Annotated in this window: 18 protein-coding genes; 7 read left to right on the forward strand and 11 right to left on the reverse strand. The window is 52.7% G+C overall.

The features are described from left to right. Nucleotides 1-538: 538 nt before the first annotated feature. The 3 genes from K3T82_RS17350 (at nucleotide 539) to K3T82_RS17360 (ending at nucleotide 5280) form a co-directional block, all read left to right on the forward strand. The gene (locus tag K3T82_RS17350; RefSeq protein ID WP_220194698.1) at nucleotides 539-1849 is read left to right on the forward strand and encodes a RodZ family helix-turn-helix domain-containing protein; all 1311 of its coding nucleotides are present in this window, start codon (nucleotides 539-541) and stop codon (nucleotides 1847-1849) included. Between the two features lie 683 nt (nucleotides 1850-2532). Further along, on the forward strand, nucleotides 2533-3867 hold the full coding sequence (locus K3T82_RS17355; protein ID WP_220194699.1) for an alanine--tRNA ligase-related protein: 1335 nt from the start codon (nucleotides 2533-2535) through the stop codon (nucleotides 3865-3867). Nucleotides 3868-4284: 417 nt separating this feature from the next. After that, the gene (locus tag K3T82_RS17360; protein WP_220194700.1) at nucleotides 4285-5280 is read left to right on the forward strand and encodes a DMT family transporter; all 996 of its coding nucleotides are present in this window, start codon (nucleotides 4285-4287) and stop codon (nucleotides 5278-5280) included. A 5-nt stretch (nucleotides 5281-5285) separates the two neighbouring features. Here K3T82_RS17360 and K3T82_RS17365 read toward each other — a convergent pair whose 3' ends face one another. The 6 genes from K3T82_RS17365 to K3T82_RS17390 form a co-directional block, all read right to left on the reverse strand. Next, complete coding sequence (locus K3T82_RS17365; protein WP_220194701.1) at nucleotides 5286-5702, reverse strand: thiol-disulfide oxidoreductase DCC family protein; 417 nt, start codon at nucleotides 5700-5702, stop codon at nucleotides 5286-5288. A gap of 248 nt (nucleotides 5703-5950) precedes the next feature. Then, nucleotides 5951-6382, reverse strand: a complete 432-nt coding sequence (locus K3T82_RS17370) for a hypothetical protein (protein WP_220194702.1) — start codon at nucleotides 6380-6382, stop codon at nucleotides 5951-5953. 498 nt (nucleotides 6383-6880) lie between these two features. Then, nucleotides 6881-8107, reverse strand: a complete 1227-nt coding sequence (locus K3T82_RS17375) for an aspartate aminotransferase family protein (RefSeq protein ID WP_220194703.1) — start codon at nucleotides 8105-8107, stop codon at nucleotides 6881-6883. Between the two features lie 79 nt (nucleotides 8108-8186). Further along, complete coding sequence (argJ, locus tag K3T82_RS17380) at nucleotides 8187-9398, reverse strand: bifunctional glutamate N-acetyltransferase/amino-acid acetyltransferase ArgJ (RefSeq protein ID WP_220194704.1); 1212 nt, start codon at nucleotides 9396-9398, stop codon at nucleotides 8187-8189. A gap of 1144 nt (nucleotides 9399-10542) precedes the next feature. Continuing rightward, the gene (ftsH, locus tag K3T82_RS17385) at nucleotides 10543-12498 is read right to left on the reverse strand and encodes an ATP-dependent zinc metalloprotease FtsH (protein ID WP_220194705.1); all 1956 of its coding nucleotides are present in this window, start codon (nucleotides 12496-12498) and stop codon (nucleotides 10543-10545) included. A 229-nt stretch (nucleotides 12499-12727) separates the two neighbouring features. Beyond that, complete coding sequence (locus K3T82_RS17390; protein WP_220194706.1) at nucleotides 12728-13468, reverse strand: ComF family protein; 741 nt, start codon at nucleotides 13466-13468, stop codon at nucleotides 12728-12730. Between the two features lie 217 nt (nucleotides 13469-13685). On the opposite strand from K3T82_RS17390, the gene K3T82_RS17395 reads away from it, so the two are divergent. Continuing rightward, a complete protein-coding gene (locus K3T82_RS17395; protein WP_220194707.1) occupies nucleotides 13686-13868 on the forward strand; it encodes a hypothetical protein in 183 nt (60 codons plus the stop codon). A 116-nt stretch (nucleotides 13869-13984) separates the two neighbouring features. Here K3T82_RS17395 and lysS read toward each other — a convergent pair whose 3' ends face one another. The 3 genes from lysS to K3T82_RS17410 form a co-directional block, all read right to left on the reverse strand. Beyond that, complete coding sequence (gene lysS / locus K3T82_RS17400) at nucleotides 13985-15463, reverse strand: lysine--tRNA ligase (RefSeq protein WP_220194708.1); 1479 nt, start codon at nucleotides 15461-15463, stop codon at nucleotides 13985-13987. Between the two features lie 403 nt (nucleotides 15464-15866). Further along, on the reverse strand, nucleotides 15867-16331 hold the full coding sequence (locus tag K3T82_RS17405) for a GreA/GreB family elongation factor (protein WP_220194709.1): 465 nt from the start codon (nucleotides 16329-16331) through the stop codon (nucleotides 15867-15869). Between the two features lie 137 nt (nucleotides 16332-16468). After that, entirely contained in the window at nucleotides 16469-17389 is a 921-nt protein-coding gene (locus K3T82_RS17410) for a biotin--[acetyl-CoA-carboxylase] ligase (protein WP_220194710.1), read from the reverse strand. Nucleotides 17390-18105: 716 nt separating this feature from the next. Between K3T82_RS17410 and K3T82_RS17415 the strand changes: the two genes are divergently transcribed. After that, on the forward strand, nucleotides 18106-18348 hold the full coding sequence (locus tag K3T82_RS17415; protein WP_220194711.1) for a DUF433 domain-containing protein: 243 nt from the start codon (nucleotides 18106-18108) through the stop codon (nucleotides 18346-18348). 129 nt (nucleotides 18349-18477) lie between these two features. On the opposite strand, the gene K3T82_RS17420 is transcribed toward K3T82_RS17415, so the two are convergent. Both K3T82_RS17420 and K3T82_RS17425 read right to left on the reverse strand, forming a co-directional pair. After that, nucleotides 18478-19269, reverse strand: coding sequence for a phytanoyl-CoA dioxygenase family protein (locus tag K3T82_RS17420; protein WP_220194712.1), 792 nt, complete (start codon nucleotides 19267-19269; stop codon nucleotides 18478-18480). Continuing rightward, nucleotides 19259-19552, reverse strand: coding sequence for a hypothetical protein (locus K3T82_RS17425; protein ID WP_220194713.1), 294 nt, complete (start codon nucleotides 19550-19552; stop codon nucleotides 19259-19261). Before K3T82_RS17425 ends, K3T82_RS17420 begins: the two co-directional genes overlap by 11 nt. Before the next feature lie 322 nt (nucleotides 19553-19874). On the opposite strand from K3T82_RS17425, the gene K3T82_RS17430 reads away from it, so the two are divergent. Both K3T82_RS17430 and K3T82_RS17435 read left to right on the forward strand, forming a co-directional pair. Next, complete coding sequence (locus K3T82_RS17430; protein WP_220194714.1) at nucleotides 19875-20681, forward strand: AraC family transcriptional regulator; 807 nt, start codon at nucleotides 19875-19877, stop codon at nucleotides 20679-20681. 454 nt (nucleotides 20682-21135) lie between these two features. Beyond that, nucleotides 21136-21324 carry a hypothetical protein gene (locus K3T82_RS17435; protein WP_220194715.1) on the forward strand — a complete coding sequence of 63 codons (189 nt, stop codon included), beginning with the start codon at nucleotides 21136-21138 and terminating at the stop codon, nucleotides 21322-21324. The last annotated feature ends 152 nt before the right edge of the window (nucleotides 21325-21476 follow it).

The following is a 21476-nucleotide window of genomic DNA, read 5'->3' on the forward strand; positions in this document are numbered from 1 at the left end:
GTTAACATAGTCGTCTATGCATCGTTACAGCGACCTTCTTCAGACAGGCTTGAAGAGAGGCTTGGTGCTCGATGAACTCAAAGCGTGGCGCGAGATGCGGCACCACCGGAGCAGTGAAACAGTTTTAGAGAAGCAAAAGTCTCTAAAGTGCCCAAAAGATGCTCCTCATCTTCTGGATCTGATGGTATTGCCTGTCGAGACCATCTACAGGTGGATATCACCTCCAAGCGAGTCGGTGAGACTCATAGTTGGCTTGGACAACATACATCGCGAGAAATTATAGCAGGGGCGGCGAGAGGATTCAATGGAACTGCTCACAGTATTGGGCCGCTCTGATGGATGGCAAGAAGGTAGTGTATATTGGCGTGATGCCTGGCAAATGCTTCTACTACAGCCTACTTGGTTATCTTGTGCTACTCTTCCCTCCAAACCCCTTAAAGATCAGGTAATGTATGTTACACTTGAGCATATTCTGTTTACCATCTCTAATTGAACAACTATATGCTTAAGGTATGATCTGTTCAAGAAAGGATTCGCCATGGAAGAAGAGTCTCCAGGCCTTGCCAAAGATACACAGAGAGTTGAGGGATTACTAGATCAATTGGGCGCACGTTATGATCAGCTTGTTTTAAAGGCAGAAGGCGATGAAGCGTCCTCGTCTCCAAATTCCGTGGATGATTCCCCTCCGCTACCTGGTAGCTGGCTAAACAGCCTCAAACAATCGGATCAAAACTCTGTTTCGCCTGAGACTTCTCGTATTTCCTCCCAGGCGTTACAAGAGTTAGGAAAAGAAACTTCTCACTCTGGAATAAGTCTGACTCAGTCGATGGCTTTCCCTCAAATTCCGGGCGCATGGGCGACCAACCATATCTCTCAAACTGGCAGCCTGAGCACTCCTCCAGTGTCCTCGAAGACAAAGGAGCTGGATGCAGATGTTCTCTTGCTTATGCCAGATGACTCCACGTCTGATACTCAAGCCAAAACCGATCCCTTTTCCTGGGACGGGGTGTCAACACCACCACTGACACCTATTCCTTTGACACCCATTCCTTTGAAACTACTACAGAAGAGTGCATCAAACAACAAGAGGAGACGCTTTTCAATCGCGGCTATTATCTGTCTGGTCGTGCTTGGTGCTGCGGGCGCTTCCTGGTTGTTGCTGCAACAGGTATCGCAAACACCAGATCAAATTGCTCAGGAGATGCAACAGAGGGTTGGCGCGAGTACCACGCCTATAAGCACGCCTGGGAAACAGCTTCCTCCAAATCAAACGGCGGTCTCGTCACCTCATTCCCTAACGCCGTCATCACACAAGGCGACGCCGACTCCTCCGCTTGCAGGTTCTACGCCGACGGTAGTACCAACGCAGGTCCCGACGCAGGCTACGAATCCTTCAACCACTCAGACGACATTTATCTCTTTTGAAGATGGCGGGCTGGATGGTTGGACTCATACCAATGGAGGTGGTACTACAAGCATCAAGAATCTCGCCACAAGCAGCGCAGTGGACGGGAGCCATGTATTGATGGTAACCTATGGTCCCGACAATGCTGATAACTACCCTGCTGTGGGTACGAGTAACCTTCCCGCGTCTCTCAACGTGGGGCAGACGATACACGCTTCTGTTCTCAAGACGCAGGGATCAGATGTGGAGGTTGGTATTTATCTCATAGACCAGACGGGTCAATGGTTTCTTCCAGAGAGCGCTTATATCCAGGTCAACAATAGTCAGACATGGTATAACGTCACTCTAACCGTTCCTTCATCCCTAAAAGGCCCTATTACCCAGCTTGGCATCTCGCTCTATGGTCACGATGCCGTGATCTACATCGATAATTTTAGCTGGTAATTACCTATTCTAGCAAGAACCGGCTCCTTTGCTATGTTTTTTTCGGGTTTTGAAATAGCCCTGCTAAAGTGTGAGCGAGGCTTGACTTTCTTAGGGGTGGTCAGTATACTTGACATATAACTTATAGTTTGTGATCCATAGAGAAGTCGGCGCGAGGGAAGAAGCCAGAACGCACGCGAAAAGACCAGCGAGGTGGAGAGAGTGAGAGTCCACCATTTTGTACGCGTATGGTGTGCCCCCCTCAGACTCTTGAGAGAGTCACGACGCGGAACGAACGCGGACTCGTTAATGAGTCGCAAGTAATTCTAGCCGGAAGCCCTCCGTTATCATGGGGCAAGGCATCGAAGAGTGGCGCGTTGTTATAGTTTGCGTTATCGATTCCGTGCCTGGTGAGTGGAGAGGTTCTCTTATCAGGAGAAGCTTTCAATTCAGGTGGTACCACGGGCTTTTGTAAGCTTTAAGATAAAGATACAGCCCGCCCTGAGCAATATATGCTTGGGGCGGGCTTTTTGTTGTGCTGTTCGAGCTTTCGCTCAACCTTAATCGGAGCAATGAGCGAGCAGGCAAGTGAAAAGCGAGCTGTTTCCGGGCATGATTACACAGGGATACCTGTATTGACTGGCGATCAGGCGTGTCGGCGCGACTTATGGGTATTCGTTCACACAAAATGAGGAGTGTACGTCATGACAACAGTTTTAAGTTCGCAAGAGATCGTTCAGCGTTACCTGGAATACTTTCGACGGCATGGGCATTATGAACTGACGCCGAGCCCGCTCGCGGTACCGGGGAATAGTACATCCTTTATTATCGCGGGGATGCAGCCCTTATTGCCCTATCTGCGAGGGCTTGAGATGCCACCCAGCCCACGCCTCTCCTCGCTTCAGCGCTGTCTGCGCACGGATGACGCGGACGCGGTGGGGATTAACGGGCGTAAGATAAGCGCGTTCACGATGCTGGGCAACTGGTCCATCGGGGATTACTGGAAGCGTGAGGCGATAGAGATGGCGATGGAGATGTTGGTTGAGCATCTGGGGCTAGATGTTAGCCGGTTCTGGGTGAGCGTCTACGCGGGGGATGAGTCGCTAGGGCTGCCACAGGATGACGAGGCGATTCGCGAATGGCAGCGAGTGGGGATGCCTGACGCGCAGATTGTAGCGTTGGGAACTGAGGATAACCTCTGGACAATGGGGGATGGTCCTGGTCCCTGTGGCCCCTGCTCGGAGATCTATGTTGATCGGGGGAGCGAGTGGGGATGTGGGCGCGCGACGTGTCGCCCAGGGTGTGATTGTGAGCGCTTTCTGGAGGTCTGGAACCTGGTCTTTATGCAGTATGAGCGGCATGTAGATGGCACTATGACCGAATTGCCGCTACGGAATATTGACACTGGCATGGGTTTGGAGCGCATGGCGATGGCGTTGCAGGGCAGTGAATCCATCTTCTCGATAGACCTCTTCCAGCCCGCGCTGGAATGTCTGCGAGAACTTGCGCCAGAGCGCGAAGGGGAGATGCCTCGCACCCGACGTATGATCGTAGATCACGCGCGCGCGGTCATGTTGGCGGGTTTGGTAGGGGTAGGTCCGGGTCGGACCGGACGTGACTCGGTCGTGCGACGCCTGATCCGGCGCGCGGCGCGTCAGGGCTATGTACTGGGTATCGAGCGCCCTTTCCTGAGCGAGCTATTGCGACCGCTAATGGAGGGGCATGGCGATCTGCTCACGCCAGAGGAGAGGGAGAAAGTGCCAGCGCTGGCGCAGATGATGGAGCAGGAAGAGCGCATGTTCTCGCGCGTGCTGAGCAGGGGGCTACCTTTGTTGGAGCGCTTGCGAGGCGATGAGCGAGGATATGTCGACGGCGAAGAGGTGTATAAGTTACACTCGGATCGAGGCTTCCCAACGGATCTGGTGGTCGAGATTCTCGCGGAGAAGGGACTGAGCGTCGACTGGCAGCGCTATGAGCAGGCGCGTGAAGAGCATAGTCAGGTCAGTCGCAGGAGTGTTGAGAGCCACTTTCAGCAGTAAGGATGGGATGCCGTTGCTGAAGCGACGCGGCTATATATGGGTGGAGTGGGTAATATTGGGAGGCTTGAGAAGGCGCAGTGTGAGTTGTGTGGAGTGCTTCGTACGGATTTTTGATGGGAGGGGTCTTAAATAGCGAATTGCGCGTCTGAGTAAGAGGATGCGTATGCCACCATGGGCTGGAAGTGGCATACGCATCCCTTTTGTGCTTCTTTCCTGAATATTGGGTCGCGCTGGCATGGAGCCAATTTGGCTTCCGGCATGCGATTTTGTGGCATAAATGGCTCTTTACGGATGGGTTAGTGGGCTTATATACTGCAAGGAGAGTTTGTTGTGGGTGGGGATCAAGAGTCTTTTGTATTCGAAATAATAAATAGATCGATATTGGCTTTTTTTAGAGAAGGAGTTTTCAGAACAAGTATGTCACGCCAGGCTACACATTCGCATTCATCATCACAACGTGCTTCGTATGATACACCTTCGATTATCGCACTCTCGCTGACCCTGGTGCTCTGGGCTTCGGCCTTCGCTGGTATCCGGGCTGGGCTGGAAGGGTATAGTCCGGGGGCGCTCATCCTCTTGCGCTTTCTCATCGCCTCGGGCGCGCTGATCATTTATGCCCTGGTGACGCGAATGCGTATGCCTGAGCTACGTGACATCCCCGCTATGATCTTGCTGGGTGGAATTGGCATTACCATCTACCAGTTCGGGCTGAGCTATGGAGAGACGAGCGTTACCGCTGGCACGGCGGGCCTGTTGATCGCGACAGTGCCTTGCTTCACGGTGCTGCTGGCGACAATCTTTCTGGGGGAACGCTTCTCTGTCTGGGGCTGGGTCGGCATGGCAATTAGTTTCGTGGGGGTTGTGCTCATTTCCTTTAATGGAGAGGGAGGGCTAAGCTTTACGCCGGGCGCGTTGCTAATTCTCCTGGCTTCATTTTCTGAGAGTGTCTATTTTGTCATTCAGAAACGCTACCTGCGCAAGTATACGGGTTTAGAGCTGGCAACCTACAACCTCTGGGGTGGCACGCTCTTCATGTTAATCTTCCTGCCTGCCCTCTGGTCGGAGTTGCCGCATGCGCCGCTGGGAGCGACACTTTCTGTCGCTTTCCTGGGACTTTTCCCAGCCGCTATTGCCAACCTCTTATGGACTTTCGCGCTCTCGCGCTCTAGTGCCTCAAAGGCCATTACTTTTCTCTGTGTCTCGCCTGTGGTTTCGCTTGTGATAGCTTGGGTCTGGCTGAGGGAAGTGCCAACGTTGATAGCGCTGGGTGGCGGATTTGTTGTGATCCTGGGAGTAGTGCTCATTAACTTTAAAGGGAAGGTCGAGACGAAGCACGAAGCGCCGCTAGTTCCTGAGGCACACCCGGTCGAAGTCCTGCTACCAGATGAGCAGGTTACTGCGACACCAGAATAGCGAGCTTACGCATCGCCGCATCGCGCGCCGGGTCGCTGGCAATAGGGAGTTACACCGGGAAAGTGGCTACGATTGCGCGCGATCCAGGCGTAGAGGGCGTCCGCGAGTTTCGCGAGGGGAGGAAGCCGGTAGAGTGTTGTAAAGATGGGCAGGATGATCAGCCCATCGAGAATGGAACTGACGGCATGTGCGCCTGCGAATTTGTGCCCATCGGGCATGGCGATCCAGACCGTCTGTTCACATTGTGGGACTGTGAGACCGTAGCTTTCGGGGAGATCTGGTTGCTGGAAGGGGGTGAAGGAGAAGATGCCACGCCAGTCACAGCGCTGAATGATAGTCACGATTGCCGTACAGAAGTCGCAGCTTCCATCGAAGATAATGAGCGTTGACTGTTTGCCGCTGGAGCGCTGGGTCAGGTCCATGAGCTATCCTTTCTGATCCTGAACATTGACTGTATGCTTGCTCTTATTGTAGCGCGCACCAGGCTTATACGCCAGGATTGGTAGAGGCGCTTCTTAAAAAGGTGAGGGGGTAGCGATGTCATAAAATCATCGCCACCCCCTCGCTTACACGCAAAGATGCTTTTGTGCTTTATTCAAACCTTGCCAAATAGAAGGATCAGCCTATCACGCTCCTTTTCAGGATTGATGAAGTTGAGCCTCGGATGTAACTAGCCCACGAGTTGGATAGCCAGGCGGATGACCACCCGGTCCTTCTCCTTCTCCGGCTCGGGGAGGCGGTTGTAGGGCCTCCTCTGTATCGCCGAAGCCCAGCTCCCGTTACGCGAGAGCCAGTTCACGTGCAGGCGGGCGCTGGCCTCCTCCAGCGTCGCCTCGTCGTTGAGGGACTTCCCCTCACGCTTGAGCTGCTGCACGATGTCGATGGCAGCCTTGGCGGAGGCCAGGTTCTCGGCCTGCCAGTCCGTTGGCAGGTCCCTGAAATCCGTCGCGGCGATGTCGACCTCGTTGGTGCCGTTCCTCCGGATCCACTGCTGATCCTGCTTGACCGGCTTCATGCGGCGCTCGCCGCCGTGCTCGCGCTTCCAGGCAGCTTGCCATGCCTGGTGAAGCTGGCGTGCCAGCTCCTCGTTGGGTTGGGACATAGTAGGATTCTCCTCTCGCAGTTGAGCCTAAGCTCGGCGAGAAGAGACCTACTTTCCATCCCTCGAACGGTAGAGCAGAAATTAGTGGCACACGGGTTGTTTCCTCTCGTTGGCCCTAGAGAGAAATGCACGGTTTCATCTCTGGTGTGCAAAGCAGCGCTGTTTCTTCTCAGCGAGCCTGTTCGGCGCGAGACCGAAATGCGCACCTTCCCTTAATGTGCGAAAGGGTGTAGAAGTTTCAGCGATCATGCGCATACAGAGCGAAACTTCTACCTCTCTTGCAGTTGGGGATATGAATGATAGAGTTATTATAACAGGCATGTTTATGGTAAGTAAGCAATTTGTAGGGACAATTATGTAAGAAGAGCAGAGAGTTTTTATGTATTGCCTTCTTGTTTTGAAATTATGAATCAGAGCAAAACATACGTTAAGAGTATGTAAGTGAAGAAGGGGGAGCAAGGCCAGAAAGTCTTGCTCCCCCTTCGCGTTGGGGATATGTTACTGCGCTTGTGGGAGGGTTGCAACCTCGGAGAGGGTGTGATCGAGAATGGTCGCAGCCTCGTCGAGATCGGTCTTAGTGAGGACCAGGGGCGGAATCATGCGTAGGGTTGAGCCGCCGAGAGCATTGAGCAGAAGACCCTGCTGCATTGCGCGCCCGGCGATTTCGCCAGCCAGATCATGCTTGACATTGACGGCGCGCATCAGGCCGATGCCGCGTGGGCTATCGATGATATTGCTGTACTTCGCGCAGAGTGTCTCAAGCTTCTGGTGCCAGTACTCACCCATCTTCGTCGCATTCTCAAGGAGATTCTGCTCCTTGATAGTTTTGATGGTCGCGACGCCAGCGGCGCAGGCGATGGGATTGCCGCCGAAGGTCGTACCGTGATCGCCGTAGGCGAAGATATCAGTTCGCTTCCCGGTCAACATGCCGCCTATGGGCACGCCGCCAGCCAGGCCCTTTGCCATCGTCACGATGTCGGGCGTAATGTCATAGTGCTCCCAGCTAAAGTACTTGCCGGTGCGGCCAGCACCCGCCTGGACCTCGTCACAAATGAGCACAAGGTTCTGCTCATCGCACCACTGGCGTAGGCCCTGGAGGAACTCCGGACTTGAGGGCCAGATGCCGCCTTCACCCTGTACAGCCTCTACCAGAATCGCAGCAGTCTTCTCGCTAGTAGCCTGTTTCACGGCATCCAGGTCATTAAAGGGAACCTGCTTGAAGCCGTCGGGCAGGGGGGCCCAGGAAGCCTGGTAGGCAGCCTGACCAGTCGCGGCAGTCGTCGCGAGTGTGCGACCGTGGAAACTGCGATCCATGCTAATGATTTCGTAAGCCCCGTTGCGATGGAGGCGACCATACTTACGAGCGAGTTTGATGGCTCCCTCGTTGGCCTCCGCGCCGCTATTGGAGAAGAATGAGCGCATGCCGCCGCTCAGGCTGGCGAGTTGCTCGGCAAGCTCAATCTGGCGGACATTGTAGTAGAGATTGGAGACATGGACGAGCTGGGTGACCTGCTCCTGCACAGCCTGAATCACGGCAGGATGGCAGTGTCCCAGGACGTTGACTGCGATCCCAGCCACAAAGTCTATATACTCTTTCCCCGTGCTATCCCACACGCGGGTACCCTGACCACGTACGAGAGTGATAGGATGACGTTTGAAAGTGCCCTGATAGTACTGCTGTTCGAGGGCTGCCCAATCGCGTTGCTGCAACTCCGTCGCTGTCATAGTATAAAGCTCCTCATTGTCTAATAGTGTCCGATTATTAAAGAATCACGTCAGGAGGGAAGATACGTGCGTATCGCTCCTAACGCGTATAGAGAGAGTTTTCGTCAATGTAGCCATGGGTAAGATCGCAGCCCCAGGCGGTCGCCTCGCCATCGCCGAGGTGCAGGTCAATAGTGATGATAACCTCGTCACCAGCCATAGCCGCATGGGCCTGGTCCTGGTCGTAGTCAATAGCGATGCCCTGGCGGGTAATCTGGGTCTCGCCCACGAAGATATCGAAGGCATTCTGATCGAACTCGCAACCGCTGGAACCAGCCGCCGCCGCGATACGGCCCCAGTTGGGATCTCCGCCTGCCAGCGCGCACTGCCAGAGGGGCGAATAGGTCAGGGAACGAGCTGCCTTCACGGCATCAGCCTTATTACGCGCGCCGCGTACGTTGATGGTTTGGATCTTTGTCGCGCCCTCGCCATCGCGTGCCATCTCGCGAGCTAGTTTGAATGTTATCTGGCGCAGGGCCTGGACGAACGTTGGGGCATCGGGATGTTGTGCGTTGAGCGGCGTGTTATCAACCAGCCCGTTCGCGAAGACCATGCAGGTATCGTTGGTTGACATATCGCCATCGACTGAGATCATATTATAGCTATCATCAACAGCCTCTTTGAGCACCTGCTGAAGCCATGCCTGTTCGACTGCCGCATCGGTGGTAATATAGCTCAACATGGTCGCCATATTGGGGCGGATCATGCCTGAACCTTTGGTCACGCCTCCCAGGCGTACCGTCTTACCTTCTATCTCAAACTCCAACGCCATCCTTTTAGGGTGGGTATCGGTGGTCATAATAGCTTCGGCGAAGGCATTGCCGTCGGTGGTGCTAAGTTCGATCTGCTGGATGCCTGCCTCAATCTTTTCCATTGGAAGCTGGCGACCGATGATGCCTGTTGAAGAGCAGAAGACCAGATCTTCGGCGATGCCGAGCTTGCTCGCGGTGAAGCTCGTCATCTGATAGGCATTATCAAGGCCCTGCTGTCCTGTCGCGCAGTTGGCGTTGCCGCTATTCACTACTATGGCTTGAGCTTTGCCGCCCTTGAGTCGCTCCTGGCAGAGCAGCACTGGCGCGGCGCGCAGATTGTGTGTAGTGAAGACTCCAGCGACAGTGCAGGGGACATCAGAAACCAGGATCGCGAGGTCTTTAATACCGGCATCCGACTTGATGCCGCAAGAGGTCGTGCCAGTGCGAAAGCCCTTGGGAGCCGTCACACACTGGTCGATTTCATGAAATAGATCTGCCACGAATGTATCTCCTATTATGCTCTAAGACGAACCCCAACGCCGCTGTCGCGGCTAGCGCTAGCGCGCTCAGGGTTTCGCAAGGTATTCACCTCTAAGACGAACCCCAACGCCGCTGTCGCGGCTAGCGCTAGCGCGCTCAGGGCTTCGCAAGGTATTCACCTCTAAGACGAACCCCAACGCCGCTGTCGCGGCTAGCGCTAGCGCGCTCAGGGCTTCGCAAGGTATAGCCTAAAAATTCCCTGACATGGAATGGTTATTTCGCCAAAGTGGGCGAGTGGAATCAGTGCCAAGGCAGAGGGCGAGTGTTTGCCCTGGGGAGAGCGATGGCATTGATCATACGAGGTATCAGGGTGAGAGTATACTGATTGGCAGTTGTGGTCTGGGTAGAATGTGTCGCGTGTTGTTCACCATGGTGCGAACTCCTTCAAACTCTAGTGAGTTGCGAGAAGGAACGGTGGTCTTGTTATAAAAAGCATTCACCAACGCCGCCGCACAGGCGGCTAGCTTCGCTCAGGCGAATGAATGGCATGCTCTTAATATACCGCCCCTTCAGTCACATTTGAAGAAGGGACGAGAGCTAAAGGAAGACCCCTTATAGCGCCCGTGGTGCCACCCTACTTGTCTTTCGCTTCGATCTGGTAGCGCGCAGCGATGGAGAGTCGCGTTACCCTACGACGTTGTAGCGAAGAGAGAAAGACCACTTTTCAGGTTTTATGCTGGCGTGGTAACCACCCACCCGACCTACTTACCTCTCGCATAGGCGCGAGGGATTTTCTTCGGTCAGCCGCTCACGAAGGCGTTCGAGAAGTGCATTACCGCTCCGAACTTCCACTCTGCATCGGATCGCTGTTGGTTGCTGCTTCTATACTCTTTTCGTTCAACGCGTGTCAGACGATTGTATTGCTTTGTATTTTCATGATACAAGCCAGCGGATAAAATGTCAATGGAGAGATGGCGTGTGACCGGGCTTTGTAGGGGGATTGGTTATGGAGGTACTCAGCGCTTGCTTGTGATCCATCCCTCCTGCGGTCAAGTCGTGGTGGGCAAGCGGTGGAAGCATATGTAGTCGCGTATGCTTGAGTAGCGACCACATATGCCCCACCGTTTGGTGATTTCGTTGGGGATATGGTTTATTAATGGAGCTTTAATTCATGGGTGCGTTGCTGTAGTCTTCTCGTCGCCCTGGCGTCAGTACCTCTACATCGGCTTTGTCGGCGAGGCTTGCCAGGATTGAAGGTTTGTCGTACTGGTCGTCGTGGATCGGCTGGTTGAAGAGAGACTCGAAGAGAGGTCCCTCTAGTGTCTCCTCTTTAATCAGGCGTTCGCTAATCATGATGAGGCGCGTTTTATTCTGTTTGAGGATGTTTTGTGCTTTATCAAGAGCTACCATGATGATCCGGCGAACCTCCTCATCAATCTCGCGCGCGGTCTGCTCGCTATAGTTGCGTTGCTCACCGAAGTCGCGGCCCAGAAAGACAAGCTCGTCTTTGTGTCCCAGCGCCAGTGGCCCGATGAGATCACTCATGCCGTACTCGGTGACCATTGAGCGTGCGATTTTAGTGATGCGCTCGATATCGTTGGACGCGCCAGTCGTGACTGAGCCAAAAATGAGGAGTTCCGCGACATGTCCACCCAGAGCGTAGGCTAACATATCCTCAAACTGAGGCTTGCTCCATAGGTAGCGGTCCTCAGTGGGCAAGAGCATGGTGAAGCCTCCGGCCTGACCGCGTGCCACAATGGAGACCTTATGCACTGGATCGCAGTTAGGCAGCATGCGTGCGACAAGCGCGTGTCCAACCTCATGATATGCCGTAATGGACTTTTCGCGCTCACTGATGATGCGGCTCTTGCGCGCTGGACCCGCCACGACGCGGTCTGTGGCCTCTTCTAGCTCGCTCATACTAATGTGGCGCTGATTGCGGCGCGCGGCCAGGATAGCCGCTTCATTGAGCATGTTTTCGAGGTCTGCCCCGGAGAAGCCGGGAGTTTGACGCGCGAGCGTTTCCAGGGAGATTTGCTTATCTAGTGGCTTACCCTGAGCATGAACCTGGAGGATAGCCACACGTCCCTTGATGTCCGGGCGATCAAGCACGACTCGGCGATCAAAGCGACCAGGGCGCAAGAGCGCGGGATCGAGTACATCTGGTCGATTGGTAGCCGCGATAACGATGACGTTGGTATTGCTATCGAAGCCATCCATCTCGACGAGAATCTGATTGAGGGTCTGCTCGCGCTCATCGTGGGAGCCACCCAGGCCCGCGCCACGTTGACGACCAACGGCGTCAATTTCGTCAACAAAGACGATGCAGGGACTATTGCGCTTGGCTTGTTCAAAAAGATCGCGTACACGACTGGCACCTACGCCGACGAACATTTCTACAAATTCTGATCCACTAATACTAAAAAATGGGACGCCAGCTTCACCAGCAACGGCCCGTGAAATAAGGGTTTTTCCCGTACCGGGAGGTCCAACGAGGAGCAAGCCTTTGGGGATACGCGCCCCCAGAGCCGCGAACTTCTCTGGATACTTCAGAAACTCAACGATTTCCTGTAGCTCCTGCTTGGCCTCCTCAACGCCCGCGACATTCGCGAATGTGATGCTGGGTCGGTTGCCCATAAAGATGCGTGCGCGACTCTTGCTGAAAGACATGGCCTGGCTGCTGCTTCCCTGGGCTTGGCGCACGATGAGCAGTAGGACGACTGCAAGGATAAGAAAAGGAATGAGACCTACAAAGCTACCGATCCAACTCCAGGCCGGGCTTGGCGTTTCGTAGCGTAAGCGCAAGTGAGTATTGTTGACATAGTCGATGCCATTGTCTTTCAGGACGCGTGTCGCATCGAAGCTGGAATTAATGCTGGCGGTTTCTCTGGTGGCATCTGGCTTGGTACCGCGTGTGAGTGTGAGGGTGTCGTTTGCAACAACTAAGGTATCGGTCTGTTCGGCATTACTATCTTCTTTGACATGTTGCAAGATTGTTGAGATGTTGACCATCTCGGTATTGTTCTGGGATCGAAGAAAGATGAAGAGCAGCAGGAGGACCACCAAAATAGCGAGAAATCCGAAGAGTCCCCTTTTGAGCCATCGCTTATTACCTGGCATTGAGGCCCCTTTCTCTCCTATTGGTTATGTTTTGAGTAAACAAAGAACCACCTCTCCGCTTCTATCGATGAACACATTGATGTTATCGAATATGCAATGATTGTTCTGATGTGTTGTGTATTATAACACACATGAACACTGATTATATGCTGTGCATCTTTTATGAAGATTGGCGATTGTAAATTGTATTCTTCTTGTGTACAGATCATATACCTTACAGTATTGTGTGTTAGTGGCGTCGGCCTGAAGAAGCCAATACGAGGCCGGAGACAGAGCTTGCCCCTGCCACTAAGAGTGGGCGCGCACATGCATCCAGGGTCGCGCCAGTTGTGCAAACGTCATCAATTATAATGATTTTACGATTTGAGAGGTGTGGGGTTGCAGGGGGGGACAAATAGATAAAGGCTCCCATGACATTCTGGTAGCGTAAACTGGCATTCATGCCTACCTGCGCGCTGGTGGGGCGCTGGCGAATAATGCCTTCGTCCAGGGGGACACCTGTTAACTGGGAGCAGACGCGGGCGAGCAGAAGAGCTTGATTAAAGCCGCGCTGACGCTGGCGTGTTGGATGGAGAGGAACGGGAATGAACAGGTCGGCCTCAAGCTGGTAGCGCTGATAGGTATGCGCTAAGAGCGCTCCAAGTATTTCACTCAGGTGAATTTCTCCGTCATACTTAAGTGCTTTGATGCAGGCACGTAGAGGGCCGGCATATGGGCCGAAAGCCGAGATGGTATGGACGTGGCCTTGCGGGGGAGAGATGAGGCAGGCTTTATTAGAGGCGTGGGAACAACGTGGACATGGTAATTGGGTGGTAAGCTCCTGGGCATATATGTGTTTCTGGCAGGTGGGGCAGAGATGATGCCCTCCCTGCGAGCAGGAGACGCAATGAGGAGGAAAGATCAGGTCGAGCGCTTGTTGGCTTGAATACTTGAGCAGAGCAAGCCAGGGGAAGGGGGATGATGAGGACATCGTTCGGCTCCTTCTTCTACATACACCACACAATTTTTTAATGAGAGCTGTATTTCGTACTCTCTATATAATAGGGCATTTATTGAGAAGACGTGCTCTATCTGGTTTTCTTGCGGAAGACTTTTTTGCGCCCACGGCGCTTTACAATATTTGATGTTTTTATGGCATTCAAAGAGGCGTTCAGGCTATATAGCATCAAATATGGAGGTAAAGTTGTGTGAGATACGCAATAACCTATCGCCTATTGCATCCTGCATATCTTCCCTCGATCTCAAGTACTGAGATCGTCGCATATACGCATGCTGAACTGGAGCGCAAGCTCGTTAAAGTTGTTGGCAAATGGAAGGATCAAGGCTACAAGGTTCGCGTGACCCAGGTGAAGCAGGCATCAGCCCTTTAGAGGCTTCCGAGCGGCTGCTAACGCGATGCGGCTACATATGGAATATCTTCTGGGAGGGGCTTGGAGGTTCGCAAGATCCTCCTTCGTTCTGGGAGGATCTTGCGGAGAGAGTGTGATTATTCTTCTTCAGCCGTTTTGCGTAAGGTTGGGAAGAGAATGACGTCGCGAATTGATTCCTGGTCAGCCATCAGCATCGCGAGGCGATCAACGCCAATGCCCACGCCCCCTGTGGGAGGCATGCCGATCTCCAGAGCTTCCAGGAAATCCTCATCGAGGACTTGAGCCTCATCGTCACCCTGAGCGCGCTGGCGCATCTGATCCTCGAAGCGCGCGCGCTGATCTAGAGGATCATTGAGTTCCGTAAAGGCGTTGCCGCTCTCCAGACCGCCGAGGAAGGGTTGGAAGCGTTCAACCAGTTCAGGATGTTCGCGATGCTGCTTGGTGAGCGGGGAGATATCCAGAGGATAATCGATCAAGAAGATGGCCTGCTTGAGCTCTGGAAGGCCCTTGCGGAACATTTCGCTCTTTAGATCATCGATGAGGCGTCCACGGCCATACTTGGGATCTGCCTCATAGCCTTGAGCGCGCATCGCGGTAGCGAGGCTATCGCGGTCGGGATAGGCATTGACATCGATGCCAGTGTAGATGTGGATTGCCTCAAGCAGAGGAATACGCCGCCAGGGGGGAGCTAGATCGATCTCGGTTCCCTGGTAGGTAATGACCGTGGTGCCCTTCACCTCGCGCGCGATAAAGGCTACCATCTCCTCGACCAGCTTCATCATATCCTCGTAATCGGCGTATGCTTGATAGCATTCCATGACCGTGAACTCTGGATTATGGCTGCGGTCGATACCCTCGTTACGGAAATTGCGTCCAATTTCATAGACCCGCTCGAAGCCGCCGACAATGAGGCGCTTGAGATAGAGTTCGGTCGCGATGCGGAGATAGAGGTTACGATCTAGCGTATTATGGTGTGTCGTGAAGGGGCGGGCTGTCGCGCCTCCATAGAGTGGCTGGAGCATGGGTGTCTCGAACTCTAGATAGCCCTGGCTTTCCAGAAAGCGGCGCATAGCGCTGATAACGCGGCTGCGAGTCTCAAAGACGCGCTTCACCTCGTCGCCATTGGCGATCAAATCGAGATAGCGCTTGCGCTGGCGCATCTCCTTATCTTCGAGACCATGATATTTCTCTGGGAGTGGGAGCAGACCCTTGCTAATCATGCGCCAGCGCTTAACGTGGAGGGTCCGTTCGCCGGTACGAGTGACAAAGAGGAAGCCACTGGCTTCAACAAAGTCACCCAGATCGAGCAATTTCAAAGCGCGGTAGCTCTCCTGTCCCACGTCATTGACGCGGAAGTAGACCTGAATGCTTGTGGTGCCGTCCTCAATCTTGGCGAACGCGGCCTTACCCATCTCGCGTAGCAAGCGAACGCGTCCGACCAGGGTAATATCTTTTGCCTCACTCGCGAACTCATCAAAATGTTCCAGAGCCTCCTGGATAGTATGGGTGCGCTCAACGCTATTGGGATAGGGATTAATGTTCTGTTCCCGTAGAGCGTGTAAGCGTTGTAGGCGTATCTCCCTTTCCTCTGGCATACGAAACGTTTTCCCTTCGACATATATTGGCGCATCTTCTCCAGGCTGGAGAGATGTGCCGACATTGATATGCTTATATTGATAGGTATGTGGGCTCTCCACAGTTAGCGGCATGATCTAGGATGCACAGATGAAGTGTGGAGGAGGCATACACATGTGACGCTATATAGGCGCGTTTATTGTAGCATTGTTTGGCCTGGCTGGGTAGTCTGGAGGCATAAGGTGGATAGAAAGCACCCCTTGAGGGAGGCTGGTGTATAAGGATATACAGGCCCTCAAGGGGTGACGTGTTTTAGGGGATCGTTCTGCGTATGAATTGTATCAGATGGTTAAAGCAACAAGTGAAGTCGCTCGAGTTTTAGCTCAACCCAATAGCACTATGTGCTCAGGGGTACTCAAGGGATTACTCGATGCTGAGAACCGTGTATTCTTTGACCCCACCGGGTGTTGAGACCATGATGCTATCACCTGGTTTATGCCCGAGTAAGGCTTTGCCAACGGGTGACTCATTGGAGATGCGTCCCGCAGCGGGGCGAGCCTCAAAAGCTCCCACAATGGTGTAGCAATAGTCGCGTCCTTCACTTGTGCTGAGGCGAACGACAGAGCCAAGAGTAATCTCGTCTGTGCGAACTTTGCTGATAAGTTTGGCCTTAGCGACGAGGTGCTCAAGTTCTATAATGCGGCTCTCAAGGCGTGCTTGCTCATTTTTCGCCTCATCGTAAGCCGCGTTGTCGATGACATCGCCAGACTCAATGGCCTCATGCAGGTAGCGGGCCACTTTTGCGCGCCCCTCTGTGCGCAAAAAATCGAGCTGGCTCATCGCGCTTTGTAGACCATCACTTGTGAGGAATACGTCTTGTGTCTCCATCTTTTTTCCCCTCATGTCTACGGTTGAGGAACTTCCTCAATCCTATGGGCTTATGCGAAAACCAACCCTCATACGAGGGCACGGCGCCGCTTGTCGCGGCTAACGCTGCCGCGCTCAGGTTTTCGAATAAGGAGTTGTCATTGTTCGTCTGGGAGCGTGTACCCGACATCGCCCCAGCTCACGCTGACAAGTTCACCTGAATGATCGCGGAGCAACAATGCGCCACCATCATCTACATCCTCAGCAACGCCGCTGAGGGTTCGCTCGCCCTGACGTACCTGGATAGTACGGCCGAGAGTTGAGAGTTGACCGCGCCAGGTTTCGCGTATCATATGAGCGATAGACAATCGTGATCCGGCTACTGACCTCTCCTCCTCCTGGAGGCTGAGATAATAGCGCTCAAAGGCGTGAAGCAGGTGCGCGATGAGTGCTTCGCGACTCACCCGGTGACCGCTTGCTTCCTCAAGAGTCGTAGCGCGAGAGACTGTCTGTTGAGTTGACCGCGTGTGTTCGGCGGGCGGTAAAATTTGTATTGAGCTTGTATTTTGTCCCTGGTGTGCTAGGAGGTCAACATGACCGTTCACATTCACACCAATACCTGCGATGGCGACCAATTGACCAGATTGATCATGGCTGGTCTCGATAAGAATGCCAGCGACTTTCTGATCGCCAATAAGGACATCATTAGGCCATTTAATGCTAGCCTGGACGTCGCAGGTGGCTTTGATAGCTTCGACTAGCGCCAGAGGTGCTAGCATCATTAGTAAATACGGTGAGAAGTGTGGGCGAAGTATGATCGAGGAAAGAACATTGTTCCCTGCAATATCTGCCCAACTTCGGCCCAGGCGACCTCTACCAGCGGTTTGTGTCTCTGCAAGAACTACTGTGTTTGCTGCTGTTCCTTCGCGGGCTAATTGCATGGCCCGTGTATTCGTTGAATTGATTACTGGTAAGTAGATTAACTTCTCACCTTTACCGAAGGACTGAGTCTCTAACAGCTCATGCAGCATCTCAATGTTGAGGTGCTCAGATGTGGTATGTGCTTGTCGTCTTTCCAAGGTGACTGCGTCCGCTTCTCTCTACGTATCTTACTAATTTGTATTGATCTGGCAAGCAAGCCCACACCTCTTAACTGTGAGCCGTTATTTTGTGTACCAGAGATGTTTGGGGTGAATTTGTAGAATGCGCTAATGATTATTCTACAATGTATGCTCTACAAGCAAGACTCTCTTTCTCAAAGAGAGAAAAAACCAGAGCAGAGTACGGGTCTGTAAAGAATTGCCTCTGCTCTGGTAGGAGCTGCACGGGCAGAGTTGCATATATTGACCTGCCAGTGGGCGACCAAATCTCCTAACCAGGCTTAAATGCCGAGCATAAAGAGGTGCGCTAGAGCGCCTGCCCTCTTTTCTGGAAGGTGTGGGAGCATATTAGACTGCCCGCGCAGCATAAATTATCGTTCACTGCACACCACCTCCTTTCGATGGAAGGTATTGTACCAGAGTATTTTAAGAGTTGTCAAGATTTTTCTGAAAACCCACTCATGATGAAGATGAGATTGACAGGCTAAAGCTGCATGGGGAGCCAGATCAATGCAAAATATGTTTTGTGAATATTATGTGAATTCAACCGAGCGTTTGTTTACGAGATTTTAACTTAGTGTGAAGAACCGAATCACAGTCATACTTTTGCATTTGAGAGCGAGAGCGAATAGAAAATGGCGCATATGGTATGCTTGAAAGAAGAGAAACGAAAGGGGTCGTGAAAGGAATAGCGCATGAGCATAGAGCGTACCACGCATCCATATATCATCCGCAACTCAATGATATACGAGGGCGAGCCTATAATTGAGGGTTCGCGGACGAGTGTGAGGCACGTCATCTTACTCTTTCAGAGTGGTCAGGACCCCGAAGAGATCGCTGATAGGCATCACTTGACGCTTGCTCAGGTGTATGATGCCATTAGCTATTTCTACGATCATGAGGATGAGATAAGGCGCTATATCTCCAATGGAGAGTAGCCTGGATTTCTGTTATGGACTTCTCGCCGCCTGTGGTGGCTGATAGCATAAGGGGATGTTGGCGGTTTCGCCAGCATCCCTTTCATCCTGACTAAAAGCGCCTGTGCGTTGAAGGCTGTTCGTTTGGAGCTAGCGAATCGACATCCGGGTGAGGGCAGTCTCAAACGAGACATCGACATTATCATCGCCTGTCACATAGCGCCAGAACTTCGCGCGTTGAACATGCTCAAGGCGGGCCTCATTCCCCTGCCATTTGTAATAGCCCTTGTTAATGATGTCTGTCACCTCGGGATCTTGATAGCCCTCAGTGTTAAACAGGCTGCGCTGTTGTTGACCTGGGCGCAGGCGCAGTTTGAAGACGTAGCGCATCTGGTTGGTGCGATTGGGCTGGGCGCAGTGCCAGATGCCATGATGCATAAAGACAATCGTTCCTGCTTTCGCCGCGAGCTGGCACTGTCCAACGATATTCTTATAGCGCCCGATACTGGTAGTGTTTACTTTGCGGAGATGTGAACCGGGGAGGATCAGGGTTGGTCCCATCTCGACGGGAGTATCATGCGTAAAGTAGAAGGCCTGAACATCGAAGGCGAATGGTCGCACATCGATAATAGAGTCGGCGTGCCAGTCCTGAGCCTTGGTCTGGTCGGGTCCCACGATGTGAAGATATGAGTGATCGTAGGCTGGATTGACGCCAACGAAGCTCTGGACGGCCCCTTTGACCTGGGGCAGTTCAAACACCGTTCTGAGGGCCTCTGATTGGCTCCAGAAATGATAGCCCGCGTCTGCCATTCGCTTCTCATCGGCCAGTACGGCTTCATTGTAGGGTGAGGGTACCAATTCATCAAGCTGTAAGTAGCCATCGGTCACGAAGCGCGCCATCTGGCGCGCCGTCAGGAGATGTTGCTTTTCACTAGTGCTCATCAATCGTCACCTTTCGTTCCAGAACATATTCATAGGGAAGATGACCACTTTCGTGCTCATGTCCAGGGATATAGATGGGGAGCGTTGGCAACTGAAGGAGATTCCAGCCGTCGCGCATGGCTTCGAGTACGGATGGATATGGAGGCTCCTGCGAATCTCCTGACTGCATGGGCAGTGTGCCGCTGGGTGTGGCCCCATCATACAAAGCCCAGGCGATTGTGTCGGATTCCAGACCGGGCAGCGCTAGATGGAGAATTAAGATTTGCTGGCGAACCTTGCTCATGAAAGCACCTTTCTGCCTTAGAAGTGATTGTTCAGGCTTTCCTTCCCACTATGGGCGCTTGATAGAGTGGGTTGGAATGTGAGGAATGAGGATTCATCCCTTGTCTCAAGGTTACCTGAAGGGCTGGCTCAATGCTATACTCATATCCGAACCAGTTGTGTCTGATTCCGACATGTTAAGAAAAGCATTTGCCAACGCCGCCACAAGCATCCACTTCAGGCTGAGTGTGTGTTGCGCGACATCTAAGCATCTCAGGCGGCTGTGCTCAGGCAAATGAATGGCATACTGCTTTTCAAAGCGCCTGACGAAGAAGGAAGATGCGATGCTCGATCATGTGCATATTCGGTTGCTGACCTATCAAACGGTGCGGCTTGATCCGCCGTTCTGGCGTTTTCCGGCGCTTCAGAGTAGCTTCTGGCGCTTCTATCAAAATGACCATGATGGAGCGTGGATCGAGCATGATGGGCGACGGCTGATGCTGGAGCAGGGACGTTTGTATTTTATTCCCGCCGGAGTGCGTTTCTCGACCCATTTGCGGCATAGTGTGGAGCACCTCTATGTGCACTTTGATCTGTTAGGGTTGCCGTATCAGGTTCAGCGCGAGAGCTTTGCCGCGCCTGTCTGCCTGTCACCGCATTCGTCGCTGGAAGATACCTTAGGGATATTACGAACGGAATTGAGACAACGAGGGCATGACCTGTTCTTACAATTTCGCGTGAAGTCCATTCTCTATGAAGTCCTACTGTTGTATCTGCAAAGCCTGCCCGTCGAGCAGATTCAGCGCTGTTTGTCATCATCCGAATCAGTTGAGCCAGTTACGCCCGCATTACGTTACATTGAGGATAATTTAGGGGTAGCAATCGCCAATAGTGAGCTTGCACGCCATTGTCATATGAGCACTGATTATTTTATACGCTGCTTTCGCCAACGTATGGGGCGTACGCCGGGGCAATATATACAAGAGCAGCGTGTCAAGCGAGCTGAGCAGCAACTTCTGATGACTGCTCTGAGTATTGAGCAGATCGCCGCTGATAATGGTTTTGGAAGTCGCTACTATTTCACGCGAGTCTTCACGCGGCACACAGGGGTCTCTCCTGCTGCCTACCGCAAGGGATTATGCGGGCTTTGACGAAGGTCTTATGCGAAAACCAACCCTTGTATGAGGGGTAATGTTCGTTGTAACACACGCGCTCAGGTTTTCGGTAAGGAGAAGGCAGATTGAAGAAGAGTTATATTTGCGGGTGTCTCATCCGTGTTATATACTATAGAAAGTATAGTGGTGTAAGGTTGAAGGGAATGTAGACCGTCGTGAGATAGTGCCCATCATTACATGCTCGAACTCCGTGTTGTTTGCTTATCCATCGTTCGTTTGAGACGCCAAGAAAACAACTGAGGCAGAGAGTACCTCGTGTAGATTCAGGTAATTGAACCCTCAGAGTGGGCGTCCTGGCAAGGGTGCCGTTAGAAGACACTGAAAGTCTACTGGTTTGAAGTGTACCGCCTCTGCTTCACAGTGTCGACGAGTCGCATTGCTTTATCGAACTAACAGGTAGCTAGACGAGTAACACAAGGAGGACTTGCACATGCAGCAACAGCAACAGTACATGGATTTGCTGATTGATACCCTCCTGGATGAGGGTTTTACAGTAAGTGAATCTTTACAATTAATTGAATTACAGGAAAAGTACGAAGAACGTAAGCAAATTGAAGAAACAAATTATCATCGTTTTATACGTTGGCTGGTAGAACATGGGCGTTTGAGTGATTGGTAACATCTTGCGACGTGTTTTAGACATGTTGTACAATAAAAAGAGCGGAGCAGATGGGACGGCGTGGCTATGCTACGCCGTCCTTCCTTGCAATAATTCTTTTTTCTCCAAATTAGAAAACCTGAGCACAGCAGTGCTAGCCGCGACACCCATTC

The organism is Ktedonospora formicarum (assembly GCF_016587355.1).
Taxonomy (GTDB): domain Bacteria; phylum Chloroflexota; class Ktedonobacteria; order Ktedonobacterales; family Ktedonobacteraceae; genus Ktedonobacter; species Ktedonobacter formicarum.